General features: G+C 40.5%; 14 protein-coding genes. 10 read left to right on the forward strand and 4 right to left on the reverse strand.

All coding sequences use genetic code 11. From position 1 onward, the window contains the following. The first annotated feature begins 2 nt into the window (after positions 1 to 2). Positions 3 to 749 carry an HAAS domain-containing protein gene (locus LCL91_RS00340; RefSeq protein ID WP_224878963.1) on the forward strand — a complete coding sequence of 249 codons (747 nt, stop codon included), beginning with the start codon at positions 3 to 5 and terminating at the stop codon, positions 747 to 749. A 29-nt stretch (positions 750 to 778) separates the two neighbouring features. Here LCL91_RS00340 and LCL91_RS00345 read toward each other — a convergent pair whose 3' ends face one another. Beyond that, complete coding sequence (locus LCL91_RS00345) at positions 779 to 1,744, reverse strand: DMT family transporter (RefSeq protein WP_224878965.1); 966 nt, start codon at positions 1,742 to 1,744, stop codon at positions 779 to 781. Positions 1,745 to 1,849: 105 nt separating this feature from the next. Between LCL91_RS00345 and LCL91_RS00350 the strand changes: the two genes are divergently transcribed. Further along, positions 1,850 to 2,440, forward strand: a complete 591-nt coding sequence (locus tag LCL91_RS00350) for a helix-turn-helix domain-containing protein (protein WP_224878967.1) — start codon at positions 1,850 to 1,852, stop codon at positions 2,438 to 2,440. A 34-nt stretch (positions 2,441 to 2,474) separates the two neighbouring features. On the opposite strand, the gene LCL91_RS00355 is transcribed toward LCL91_RS00350, so the two are convergent. Beyond that, the gene (locus tag LCL91_RS00355) at positions 2,475 to 3,926 is read right to left on the reverse strand and encodes a SulP family inorganic anion transporter (protein WP_224878969.1); all 1,452 of its coding nucleotides are present in this window, start codon (positions 3,924 to 3,926) and stop codon (positions 2,475 to 2,477) included. 356 nt (positions 3,927 to 4,282) lie between these two features. Between LCL91_RS00355 and LCL91_RS00360 the strand changes: the two genes are divergently transcribed. Further along, a complete protein-coding gene (locus tag LCL91_RS00360; protein WP_098442909.1) occupies positions 4,283 to 4,480 on the forward strand; it encodes a helix-turn-helix domain-containing protein in 198 nt (65 codons plus the stop codon). A 58-nt stretch (positions 4,481 to 4,538) separates the two neighbouring features. Here the strand turns inward: LCL91_RS00360 and LCL91_RS00365 are convergent, their stop codons facing one another. After that, entirely contained in the window at positions 4,539 to 5,882 is a 1,344-nt protein-coding gene (locus LCL91_RS00365) for a sugar porter family MFS transporter (protein ID WP_224878972.1), read from the reverse strand. A gap of 192 nt (positions 5,883 to 6,074) precedes the next feature. On the opposite strand from LCL91_RS00365, the gene LCL91_RS22140 reads away from it, so the two are divergent. The 3 genes from LCL91_RS22140 (at position 6,075) to LCL91_RS00380 (ending at position 8,519) form a co-directional block, all read left to right on the forward strand. Further along, the gene (locus LCL91_RS22140; protein ID WP_224878973.1) at positions 6,075 to 6,695 is read left to right on the forward strand and encodes a TetR/AcrR family transcriptional regulator; all 621 of its coding nucleotides are present in this window, start codon (positions 6,075 to 6,077) and stop codon (positions 6,693 to 6,695) included. A 40-nt stretch (positions 6,696 to 6,735) separates the two neighbouring features. Continuing rightward, positions 6,736 to 8,175 carry a DHA2 family efflux MFS transporter permease subunit gene (locus LCL91_RS00375; RefSeq protein WP_224878976.1) on the forward strand — a complete coding sequence of 480 codons (1,440 nt, stop codon included), beginning with the start codon at positions 6,736 to 6,738 and terminating at the stop codon, positions 8,173 to 8,175. Positions 8,176 to 8,354: 179 nt separating this feature from the next. After that, complete coding sequence (locus LCL91_RS00380; protein WP_224878978.1) at positions 8,355 to 8,519, forward strand: hypothetical protein; 165 nt, start codon at positions 8,355 to 8,357, stop codon at positions 8,517 to 8,519. Between the two features lie 40 nt (positions 8,520 to 8,559). On the opposite strand, the gene LCL91_RS00385 is transcribed toward LCL91_RS00380, so the two are convergent. Then, the gene (locus LCL91_RS00385; protein ID WP_224878981.1) at positions 8,560 to 9,303 is read right to left on the reverse strand and encodes a MerR family transcriptional regulator; all 744 of its coding nucleotides are present in this window, start codon (positions 9,301 to 9,303) and stop codon (positions 8,560 to 8,562) included. Between the two features lie 215 nt (positions 9,304 to 9,518). On the opposite strand from LCL91_RS00385, the gene LCL91_RS00390 reads away from it, so the two are divergent. The 4 genes from LCL91_RS00390 to LCL91_RS00405 all read left to right on the forward strand — a co-directional run bounded on the left by LCL91_RS00390 (position 9,519) and on the right by LCL91_RS00405 (position 12,618). Continuing rightward, entirely contained in the window at positions 9,519 to 10,424 is a 906-nt protein-coding gene (locus tag LCL91_RS00390) for an alpha/beta fold hydrolase (protein WP_224878983.1), read from the forward strand. A 17-nt stretch (positions 10,425 to 10,441) separates the two neighbouring features. Continuing rightward, a complete protein-coding gene (locus LCL91_RS00395; RefSeq protein WP_224878985.1) occupies positions 10,442 to 11,002 on the forward strand; it encodes a maltose acetyltransferase domain-containing protein in 561 nt (186 codons plus the stop codon). A gap of 165 nt (positions 11,003 to 11,167) precedes the next feature. After that, entirely contained in the window at positions 11,168 to 12,301 is a 1,134-nt protein-coding gene (locus LCL91_RS00400; protein WP_224878987.1) for a sensor histidine kinase, read from the forward strand. Positions 12,302 to 12,411: 110 nt separating this feature from the next. After that, the gene (locus tag LCL91_RS00405; protein WP_224878989.1) at positions 12,412 to 12,618 is read left to right on the forward strand and encodes a hypothetical protein; all 207 of its coding nucleotides are present in this window, start codon (positions 12,412 to 12,414) and stop codon (positions 12,616 to 12,618) included. Positions 12,619 to 13,017 lie beyond the last annotated feature (399 nt).

Here is a 13,017-nt window from a genome sequence, read left to right on the forward strand (position 1 = left end):
AGATGAGAAAAGAAAATGAGAAGTTTATTCAAGAAATGCGCGTTTACCTGATTACGAAAGGGGTAGATGAGGAAGATATTGAGAGCTTTCTCATAGAAGCGGAAGATCATCTAACTGAAGGAGAGAAAGAGGGGAAGAGCGCAGCTGATGTGTTTGGGAAATCACCAAAAGCGTATGCGAAAGAGCTTATTGCTTCGATGGATCAGTCGCCAAAGGACAATCGAAAACTGATTGCGCGATTAATCGCTGGGGTATTTGGTATCTTTTTAGTTTCCCAGTTCATCGATGGAAATACCGCATTCTCATTAATTGAACTGATTGGCTATCCCGTCTCGACCGTTATCTGGTTGATCGCACTAATTGGTGCGCTGCAGCTTAGTTCATTTCACAATGGTGTGAAAAGTTTTTTGATTGTTTATGGCATAACGATGATTCCGATGCTTTTTACAGTAGGCGTAACGATTCTTCATATGGAGTATGGAACAGACATTTTATTTCTCAGTCAACCAGTTGTTTTTACAATCGGAGGCATCATTATTCTAGGTTTAATTGCGAACTTTACTTCTCTTATAGGAATCTTATCAAGCCTCGTATTGATGGCCATTCTTTTTGGAAGCCAGCTCCTTATTCGTCTGTTTCAGTTGGAAGGTTTCGGATGGGAGATAGGTGCCTATGCTGTTAGTGTAATGGGACTTCTTTTGATGATGAACTTTCAGAAGCAAGTACCGAAACCATTTATGAAAGGCTAGATTAAGTGACGCCGATGTTAAAAGAGGCTTTACTTAACGATCTCTACAGGTAATCGGTTCATCATTTTTACACGAAAACTATGCAAAATAATGCCAGTAATAATAAGCATCATACCGATCCATGCGATCGTATTTGGGAGTGGACTAGATAGAAAGATTCCCTCACCAGCGAGAACAAACAAAACTTGCGTTGATTGTGTAGCTTCAACGGAGGCGAGCTTCGATTGATTGCGCCTCACTCGATCCGTTGCGATGAAGAATAGGGTTGTCGCGATAACCCCTGAACAGACGGCTACAATAAAGGATTGAATCACCTGTCCACTAGCAGGAAGACCAACGTTTGGGATGGCAAATAGACAGATCGCAATCCAAAAAGGCAGACTGGCAACTGTCATGCCAAACACACGCTGAAACGTATCAAGACGTCCGTCGCAAATCTCCATCATTTTTCGATTTCCAAGCGGATAGGCAAATGAGGCAAGTAGGACAGGAAGAATACCAATGAAAACTTCTTTCCATGAAAGATCGCTCGCTTTTTGCCATTGAATGAGGATAACACCAGCGAGAATGATGGTGGATATGAGAAGCGCTCTCGTTTGAATACGATGGCGTTTTTTTATTGGACCACGTGTCGTTTGTACGGTTGAATACAAGAGTGGTGCAACGAGAATACCGGCTACAATTGTGATTTGCCACGTGCCAGCAACAAGCCACCCTGCTCCATATGATGCTGCGTAGGTTAATGGCGCATAAAATAAGACGAATCCTACAAAACTCCAGCTGAACCATTGAATGGGGTGCTTCTTCATTTCAATAAGAACTTGTTTCATGTTCCGTCTAATGAGTACAATAATAAGAAGAAAAGGAACCATGAAGAGGAAGCGAAGGGAAGCGCTCCACATCCAGCTACCGCCTGCTAGTTCCATTGATCGATTCAGTATAAATGTTACTGCGAAAAACATAGAGGCGAGAATGCCGAGCGCTATTTCCTTCATACGTATCACTTCCTATTAGTATATTATAATTAATCGTTTATATATTATAATATACTAAATGAATAAGTGAAGAAGTACAAGAAAAATTGTAGAGAGGACTATTCTGTGAGCGATCAAAAAGAAACCAATGCCCAAAAGCTTGCTCAGCAAGTTGGGGCAACGTTAAGAAGTATTCGAAAAGAGCGAGAGATGAGTTTGCAGGATCTTGCTGAAGAAACGGATGTTAGTAAACTGACATTAGGGAAAATAGAAAGGGGAGAAGCGAATCCTTCTTTAACAGTTATATGGAAAATAGCGAATGGCCTTTCCATTCCGATCTCCAGTCTACTTGTAGAAAAAGAAGAAGTCGTTATTTCGAGAAGAAACGAAGGAAATAAGGTATTGAGCTCAAATGAAGATTTGACACTCGAGCCGATGTTTACGAACAGTGGATATGGTTCTCTTGAAACACATCGTGCTTTTCTAAAACCAGGGGGTCGGTATTATGCGGAGGCGCACCAAGAGGGTGTGGTCGAATATGTGACTGTCATGGAAGGAAAGGCGACTGTTCAAGTTCTGGAGGAAACATATGAATTAAACATGTATGATTCAATTAAATTTAAGGCGGATCAGCGACATGGTTATCTCAATCCTAACCTAGAACCTGCCGTGCTTCATTTCGTCATGATATATCCTAATGTTAAGCAACAACCATAGAAAAAAGCCACAGGACTGTGGCTTTTTCTTGTCATTATTTATTATAAACGGCTAAACGATCAATGAGTTGTGAACTCTCTTGGTTCACACCGGTTACTTTCACATCAATCTCGTTTTGTCTGAATTTCATAATCACTTTATCAACAGCACCAACCCCTGAGTCATCCCAGACGTGAGCATCAGATAAGTCGATTTCAACGAATTTAATACCTTCTTCTTTGTAATCAAAGCTATTCACAAAGTCAGTAACAGATGCGAAGAAAAGCTGACCATGAATGTGATAAATCTTTTTCTCAGTGATTTCGTCCATTTTCTCTTCAACACGTACTTTAGAGATTTTAGAAGCAAAGAATAGGGCACTTAATATAACACCAGCAAGAACACCTTTTGATAGATCATGTGTTGTGACAACTGTAATAACCGTAACAACCATCACGGCTGCGTCTGAACGCGGCATTTTGTGAAGGTTTTTCAGTGAGCCCCAATCAAATGTACCGATTGAAACCATGATCATAACGCCGACAAGGGCTGCCATTGGTATTTTAACGAGTAGATCGTTTAATACTAAAATTAAAATCATTAAGAAAACACCAGCGACGAATGTCGATAAGCGTCCTCGTCCACCTGATTTCACGTTAATAACCGATTGTCCGATCATCGCACAACCAGCCATTCCGCCGAAAAATCCTGCAACTACGTTTGCCATACCTTGACCTTTTGCTTCTTTGTTCTTATTGCTATCCGTGTCTGTTAGATCATCCACGATTTGTGCAGTTAAGAACGTTTCAAGTAAACCAACAACAGCTAAAGCCATTGAATAAGGAAAGATAATTGCAAGCGTTTCAAAGTTTAGTGGGATACTTGGGATCAAAAATAACGGTAATGCTTGCGTTAATTCGCCCATATCCCCAACTGTTCGTACGCCACTGTTTAGTGAAATTGCTACGATTGTGATGACAACGATCGCGATAAGTGGTGACGGAACAGCTTTTGTGAAGCGTGGGACAATATAAATAATCGCAAGAGCACCTGCTACCATCAGATACATTGGCCAAGATTCACCAACAAAGTGTGGAAGCTGTGAAGTGAAAATTAAGATAGCCAGTGAGTTAACAAATCCAATCATGACAGAGCGTGGGACAAACTTCATAAAGCGAGCAAGTTTAAATACGCCAAGGAAGAATTGGATAACCCCTGTTAAGATGGTTGCTGCAAGTAAATATTGTAGACCGTGATCGGCGACTAGCGTTACCATCAGTAGCGCCATTGCTCCTGTTGCTGCAGAAATCATTCCTGGTCTACCACCAACGAATGAAATCACTACGGCGATACAAAAGCTTGCGTATAGTCCAACCATTGGATCGACTCCAGCGATGATGGAAAAGGCAATCGCTTCTGGGATTAAGGCAAGTGCGACAACGATTCCGGCGAGGGTATCGTTTTTCACATTGCCAAACCAATCTTGTTTAATAGAAGATAAGTTCAATGTTGCACCTCTTTCTAAATCTAGTATTGTGATGACTCCTAACTCTCATAGAAGTCGGGTCCGTTTACAACAAGATGAAGTTTAGCACAGAATCTATGAAAATGGAAATAAGTATGTAAGCGAAAATCATGAAGGGTATTCTTGTAAATGCTCATATATGCGCTTATTTACACATTAACTTGATTTTAATAATTTACTACTAGCACCATAAAAACGAGTGATTGAAGTACTTTTTAATCTAAATGAACCTAATTTGATATAACCTGTTATAATGAGTTATCGTATTGGTAGAGTTTTCGTCTATAGTCGAAAGAACTTTGTTAGAATAGGGTGATAGATTGATAAGGAGCGATAACATGAGTCAGGATAATGAGCATCATGATATTATGACAATCTCTCAAGTGGCGAAATATTTTCAAATTAGTGAGATGACCACATATAAATTAGTTCAGGATGGTAAAATTCCGGCTTTTAAAATTGGTAGTCACTGGCGTATTCAAAAGTCTGACCTTACTGAATTAATTAAGAAGCTTAAGAACGGTGAGCGGATTTAGACGCACTAAACGAAGAAAGCCCGATGATCGATACAGATCATCAGGCTTTCTTTATTATTTATGAAGCAGACGCTTCTCCTCTAAGCTTATTCTCAATGTCTTCAAGGCTTCTTCCTTTCGTTTCTGGTACATATTTCATCACAAAGAAGAATGCAAATACACCGATTATAGCAAAGATCACAAATACCCATGCTGTACCGAGCGCACCAAGTAGAACAGGGAAGAATAAGGAAACAACGAGGTTTGATGCTGATAGTAATAGCGTCGTAAATCCTGTAGCAGCCCCCCGTGCCTTATTAGGGAAGAGCTCTGGTAACATCACCCAAACAACTGGACCCCAAGTGGCGGAGAAAAAGACGATAAAGAGACCGAGAAAGACAACGGTTAACCAGGCAATGGTCGTTGTCAATTCTGCCGTAAAGAGAATCGTAGCAAGAACGGCTAAACTTAACGACATGCCAACATTGCCGAGGAGTAACAGTTTTTTTCGACCGAGTTTATCGATTGTAGCGATTGCAACAAGCGTCATAATTACGTTAACGATACCAATTCCAAGCGTACCAAGGATGGAAGCTGAATCACCAAGGCCAGCCTTTGTGAAAATGGTAGGGGCATAGTAGATCACCGCATTAATACCAATTAACTGCTGAAAGATGGCGATCCCACTTCCAACGAGAAGCATCGGGCGAATCCATTTTGATTTAAGAACATCCCACGTGCTTTCTTCCACTTCTTCAATCTTTTTCATTTGCTTCATTTCGTCATCAATTTCATCTTCTTTTCGCGTTAAAGCCATGACGTTTCGGGCCTCATCTTCACGATTTCGTTTAATGAGCCAGCGCGGGCTTTCTGGCATAAAGAGAACGCCAATCATTAAGACGAGTGCAGGAACGGAAGCGAGTCCAAGCATCCAGCGCCAACCCTCAATTGGTGCAAATGCATAATTAATGAGGTAAGCAAGCACAATTCCAATCGTAATCATTAGTTGATTAAGTGAAGCAAGTGCGCCCCTTGATCTTGTTGGCGCCATTTCTGATAAGTATACAGGTACAATGGCTGTAGATCCCCCGACAGCTAGTCCGAGAATAACGCGACCTATAATTAAAACGACAGCATTCGGAGATAAAGCCAATACGAGTGAACCGATTAAATAAATGAGTGCGATTGCAAAAACAACCCGTCTTCGCCCAAAACGGTCTGAGACATATCCGCTCATGCCCGCCCCTACGATCGCACCACCTAATAGCGAGCTAACGACAACCCCTTGTAGAAAATCGGATAAAGGGATGTCTTGTTCAATAAATAATAACGCGCCAGATATGACACCGGTATCATATCCATACAATAATCCCCCGAGCGCCCCGAAGAAAAAAATCCAACCTTTGCTTATGTTTCTTTTCATAGAAGTACCCACCTTTTATATAACTTCTTTCTTCCAAATAAATTCCACTTTTTTGTTGGATGCAAACATGTCGTATGAGAACGAATGTGTTTAGAGAAGGAAAGCTCTTTTCTTGACTTGTGACACGGTGTCACATATAGTTGGGTAGGTGATGTGACACTGTGTCATAATTTTGTTGGTAGGTGATTTAATGTGCCAAAAGCAACGTTCTATAATTTAAAAGAAGAAAAGCGACAAATCTTAATTGATGCTGCGAAACAGGAATTTTCAAGAGTTTCTCTTTACGAAGCCTCTATTTCCAATATCTTAAAAACGGCTGGCATTCCAAGGGGAAGTTTTTACCAATACTTTGAGGATAAAGAAGATGCGTTTTTTTATTTATTAAATGAACATGCAAAAGAACGTCACGAATGCTTGGTTTCAAACTTAAAAAAGTTTGAAGGGGATTTGTTTAAAGCCATTAGTGAAATTTTTAGGTCGACACTTGAGCATTCAGAGGATAAAGGGCAAAGGGATTTTATACGAAACGTATTGCTTAACATGAACTACAAAATTGAAAATACGTTTTCACAATATTTATCAGAAGACGTTGCTAATGAGCGGTATGATGATATTTATGATCTTGTTAATGCCGAACAGCTAAATGTAGCAAGCCGAAAAGAAATGTTTCATGTGATGCAAATTCTAACCGCAGTTACCTTTCATAATTTGATTCACAGCGTTTCGAACAACTTATCGGTCTCAGCTGCAATGAAGAAATATGAGACGGAGCTTAAACTATTGCAATTGGGTCTTATGCGATCATCTTCTTAACGAACATCAAGAAAACAAACAGTGAGAAAGAAGGGAGAACATGAACGACAATCAACAATCAGGAGAAGGGATTGGTTCCTTTAACAAAGTACCGCTTTTGATCGTCCTTTTATCTGGGGCTTTTGCAGCCATTTTAAACCAAACGCTTCTTGCAACAGCTCTTCCACATATCATGGTCGATCTCGATCTTGAGGCAAGTACAGCACAGTGGCTAACATCAATCTTTATGCTCGTCAACGGCGTGATGATTCCAATTACGGCATTTCTAATAGGAAAGTTCACTACAAGAACACTCTTTTTAACCGCGATGGGATTATTTGCAGTCGGAACGGCGATTTGTGCAGTGGCACCGAATTTTCCCCTCCTTATGGTCGGGCGAATTATTCAGGCTTCTGGGGCGGGGATTATCATTCCCCTCATGCAAACGATTCTCTTTTTAATCTTCCCCGTTGAAAAACGCGGAACGGCAATGGGAATGTTTGGCCTTGTCATTTCATTTGCACCAGCAATCGGACCGACGTTATCTGGTTGGCTCGTCGAACAATATCCGTGGAGAAGCTTGTTTTATGTCATTCTTCCCATTGTGATCATTGATTTTATTATTGCTTATTTGATTTTGAAAAACGTGACAGAACAAACGAATCCGAAGCTTGATATTTTATCAATCGTCCTTTCATCAATGGGGTTCGGCGGTTTACTATACGGATTTAGTAGTGCAGGAACAAATGGGTGGGCCAGTGAACAGGTCGTGATCTCGATGATCATAGGGGCGGTAACGCTATGCTGGTTCATTTTACGTCAGCTAAAATTAAAACAACCCGTGCTTCAATTTAGAGTGTTTCAATATAAGCTTTTCACGTTAACAACAGTTTTGGGTATGGTAGTGTTTATCGCTATGATTGGGGCGGCAACTGTGCTTCCCTTGCTGATGCAAAATATGCTTGGTTTCACAGCGTTTGAATCAGGTTTAATGCTTTTACCTGGTGCTCTTATAATGGGCTTTATGAACCCTATTACCGGACGGATTTTTGATAAGTTTGGGGCAAAGTGGCTTGCCATTATTGGGCTAATCATCGTTACGGTGACGACATTTATGTTTACGAACTTAACCCCAGAAACAACGTTCACTTATCTTGCCATTGTGAATGCGGTAAGAATGTTCGGGGTTGCCATGGTTATGATGCCGGTGACAACAGCTGGACTTAATCAGCTTCCAGCTCATCTTATTCCACATGGCACAGCCATGAACAATACCATGCGTCAGGTGTCTGGTGCGGTTGGTACAGCCCTTCTTGTAACCGTCATGTCCCAGGCGGCACAGCCATCGCGTGGTGTGGAAGGTCTTGTTCACGGGGTAAATGTCTCCTTTATCGTTGCGGGAATTTCTGCGATTATTGGGCTTGTGATGGCATTCTTTATCAGGCAGCCAAAAGCGGATGAAGAACCTGCTGAACGAACCAAAGTAGCGACTGAAAATTAACAAAGTGGATCATTAAGATGATCTCTTTTTAAAGAGACGATATCGATCTTAAAAAGAACTAACCTTTCAAAAACTCTTTCTACACATAAGTAGGAAGAGCTTTTTTGTAAGAACGGATGAAACGAATTTCCTACTCATTCGTAGAAAGAGATAACCTTTGTTAGAAGGAGCGGTAAGTTGTGAAAAATTCAAAGAATGAAAGCAAGATGGGAGTAGGGATTGGACTTGGAGTGGCAATCGGAGCAGGAGTAGGGGTTGCGCTCGATAACATTGCAGTAGGTATTGGTGTTGGCATCGCGCTAGGAGTGGCTTATGGTACTCGTGTAAATAAAAAGAAGGATTAGAGAAAGGCAGCACAACCTACTATGAGGTTGTGCTGCTTGTTTATTTGTTTTGGTTCGCATATACCGCCATAGCCTCTCTCATAAAGAGCGCGAGACCTTCTCCGTATCGGTCAATGTTCTTTGTGAAACGCTCATCCTCGATATACATTTGACCAAGACCTTGAAACGCCTCAAGCGTATAATGATAGCCTACATTGTTGTTTAGAAAGTCATACCACTCGTGAATGGCATTCTGTGCTTCTTCTGAAGCGGGTGATCCGTGTCTTAACTTGGCAAGCTTTTGATAAATAGCATGAAAAGACTGCTCGAGTACATCTTTTTCAACCGAATTTAGTCTATTTAATTTTTGTGACGACTGATTAATCGCTTCATCCCCAAATTTTTTCCGAGCTTCCTGTTCGTACTGGTTTTGAGAAAAATCCAAACCTTTAAATTTTTCTTGATCTGTCATCGTCCTTTCTCCTTTCACATTCTGAATCGTTTGGTCGATCGTTGCAATGATGGTTTCCAGACGTTCTTTCTTTTCGACAAGTCGTTCTTTTTGATAGTGCAATGCTTCAAGTTGATTGAAATCAGGCTGTTCTAAAATGTTCTTGATTTTCTTAAGTGGGAAATCAAGTGCTTTAAAGAACAATATTTGCTGTAGCTTTTCAATATCATCGTTCGAATAAAGACGATAGCCGGTTTTTGATGTTGCAGGCGATAATAGGCCAATTTCGTCGTAGTAATGAAGGGTTCGAATGCTAATACCAGTTAAGTTAGCAACTTCTTTCACATGTTTCATAACAACATCTCCTCCTTTCCATGTTAACTTTAGAGGATTACGTAAGGTAAGAGTCAACATTAAAGATAGACATCTTTCGTCTTATTTAATAGATTCCTCCTCGTACTCGATTTCTTTCTCGTGGAAAAATGTTATTATTTAGGTGAATGTTTAGAATAATTTACTAATCCACATTTTTCCCCCTTTCGCGATAAGACAACTACAAGGAGGAGCATATGCAGGAAATGTCAATGGTTTTAAGAGATGGAAGAAGGCTTGGCTATTGGGGTTATGGTGACGAAACTGGGACACCGATCATGCTTTTTCATGGAACCCCAGGATCACGCATCTGGTTTTTAGAAGATGATGAACTGGCAAAAGCAATGGGCATTTACTTAATTTCAATTGATCGACCAGGATACGGACTTTCGACTTTTCAATATAACAGAACAATTCTAGACTGGGCTGTTGATGTTGAGGAGCTTGCATCCCATCTTGGTTTAAACCGTTTTTCTGTCCTAGGCGTTTCTGGAGGGGGACCGTTTGCTGCGGCGTGTGCGTTTGCTTTATCAGATCGGATTTATCATACCGCGCTTGTTTCTTCAGCTACGCCATTTCGGAAGGGGAAAGCGCCGAAGGAAATGGCGAAAGAAAACCGCATTGCCTTTTTTCTAACAAAGTATTTTCCTTGGGTGATTAGAAAAGCGAACCTTGCTCAAAAGAAAATGTTAGAGAAAAATCCTGCCAAATACAAGTCCTCTATGTTAACTGCCACACACCGTCATCTCTCCAAGTGGGATCGCGAATTGCTAAAAGAAGAACCACTTGTGGAAACGAGCTACTATCATGCAAAAGAAGCTTATCGGCAAGGTGTAGAAGGTGTGATGTATGAAACACAGCTTTTATCGAAGGAGTGGGGCTTTGAGATTAGTGAGATTCGAAGTCCACTTCGAATCTGGCATGGAGAAAAAGATACGCTCTCCCCAGTGAGCGAAATTCGTAAGCTGGCAGCACAGAGTTCATCAACTGAAATAACTGTAATTGATGAAGGAGGTCATTTTTTAACTGAAAATGAAGAGCTTTGGGCTGATATGTTACGCTATTTAAAAGGTAGCAGAAATGACGTTTACGTCAACGCTTAAACGATGGGGATGATGAATTGAAAACGGAAAGAGAAAAAATGGTGAGCGGGGAGCTTTATCGTCCCGACGATCGTCAGCTTCTAGGGGATCGCCTTCATGCAAGGAAAATAACAAGGTTATACAATCAAACCATTGAAACAGATTTAGAAGAAAGAACGAGATTGTTGAAGACCTTTTTTGGTTCAACGAAACAGAATATCTACATTGAACCCACGTTTAAATGTGATTACGGTTACAACATTCATGTGGGAGAGAACTTCTTCGCGAATTTCGACTGCGTGTTTCTCGATATTTGTGAGATTCGATTTGGAGACAATTGTATGTTGGCTCCAGGTGTCCACATTTATGCTGCCACGCATCCGCTCGATCCAACCGAACGTAATTCAGGTCAAGAATATGGAAAGCCTGTTTTGATTGGAGACAATGTATGGATTGGGGGAGGCGCGATTATCAATCCAGGTGTAACGATCGGAGACAATGCCGTTATTGCATCAGGAGCGGTCGTGGTTAAAGATGTACCGGCAAATGTTGTGTTTGGCGGGAATCCAGCAAGAGTACTTAAACACATCGAGTGTTAAACCATATTTAGGTGAGAAGCATCCTTTGATTGTCTAGTTACTTATGACCCATTCCTTTATCACAATACTACACATAGTGAATCGTCTGATGTAACAATGAAAGCGTTACAATAAACTGATATACTTCTAGCTAGACCGATACATATAGGGAGGGGTGAATGAGCAATGACTGTACGAGAGCAACTACTAGACTATTTGGATCAAAATCTGGAAAGCTATCTTATTAAATGGAAAGCGAAAATTCGAATTGCTGATACGGATATTCACCGAGATAAAGTAGAGGCGAATGGCATTCTGATGTACCGTCTAGTGCAGAAAAACATTGAGAAACCGATTTGTGAGGAAAAAATCATATCGCTAGCTCATAAAGTTGCGATTGAGCGAGCTGAAGCAAACGTGAATATTGGCGACTTTATTTACAATGTGAATGCGGGTCGAAGCGTTCTTATGAAGCATATGACATACTCAAATGTACAAGTAAATGATTTGCAAACGATTTTAGATTCTATCAATGAACTCTTTGATTTGTTTTCCTATCATGCCGTAACAGAATATACGAAGTTAAAAGAAAATGAACTTCAGGAGAAAATTTCTTTTATTGATGAAACGCATCAGGAGAAGCTTTCGATTCTAGGTCAGATGTCTTCTAGTTTCGTACACGAATTTAGAAACCCACTTACTGCCATTATGGGGTTTGTAAAACTGCTACAAAAAGAAAACCCTTCATTAAATTATATTGATGTGATCGATCATGAACTTCAGCAGTTAAATTTTCGTATTGCTCAGTTTCTTCATGTTTCAAAGAAGGAAATCGATAGTGGTCTGGAAGAATGGTTAGAAGTGAATGCGATCTTCGAGTCAATTATAGAATTCATTTATCCTAGCATTGTTGACATAGACGTAGAGATTCGAAATGACTTTCCTGAAGATATTTCTATTTTTGGACAACAGGATAAGTTAAGGCAAGTTTTTCTTAACATTCTCATGAATTCTTTAGATGCTTTGAAGGCGGAAGATTATCCAAGATGTATACGTATTCACGGTGAAGGGTTGCACGGAACAATTCATATTCATATTACGAACAATGGTCCTAAAATCCCGATGGAAACATTGGATCGAATATTTGAACCTTTTTATACAACGAAAGAACTGGGCACTGGAATTGGTCTGTATGTTTGTCAGAAGATCATTCAAAATCATAGCGGCAACATTAGCTGTCAGTCAGATGAAAACGAAACCACGTTTACGATAAGCTTACCCTTTCTAGATAAAAGCGATCTGTCGAATAAAACACTTTAAATTGCTTTCTTATTAGGAAGACGATTATAATATGGGCAAGATATATTTGACTTATTAGCTACGAAATTCCTTTTTAAGGGAAACTGGCTTTATTTTAGGGGTGAGAAGGAATGATTACGAAAAATGCAGGTAAGCTAAGTAAGGCTTATTTTAAGTCGTATATGCAACTCGTTATGAGTTCGCGAGATTTCTCTTTAGAAAAGGCGAGGTCATATGCTTTTGAAGAACTTTTTCAAGGTGATGAAATGAAAAACGGTGAGGAAACGTATCAGAAATTTACACAAGCCTATGATGAACTTTCGCAAGAACCGCGTTAGTCTAGGATGAACAGTTGATGAGAGACTCCCGGCAGTCTCTTTTTTCATTGCTGTTTCGGTTAAAGAGAGGGGCGTTATCTTGTTTGGATGGGAGTATGTGCCCGATTGGTTTCCGTGGTTTGCTGTAGTCGTGGTCATATTGTTTATCGCTTTAAGCGAATGGTGGATTAGAAGATAAAAAAACAGGTCAGGAATAGAATCCTGACCTGTTTTCTCGAATACATTTTTTGAAAGGCTCAAGCGCTTGTCGGACCTAAACGGGCGCTTGCGCTTTTCTGATCTAGCTCCAGCGCCCAGGTCCTCGAGACGCTTCACCTTTCACTCTGAACACAAAGGGCGTGTTCAAATTGAAAGGTTCCAGCGCTTGTCGGACCTACCGGGCGCTTGCGCTTTTCTGAT

Source organism: Guptibacillus hwajinpoensis, assembly GCF_020171785.1.
In the GTDB taxonomy this organism is placed as follows: Bacteria; Bacillota; Bacilli; order Bacillales; family Guptibacillaceae; genus Guptibacillus; species Guptibacillus sedimenti.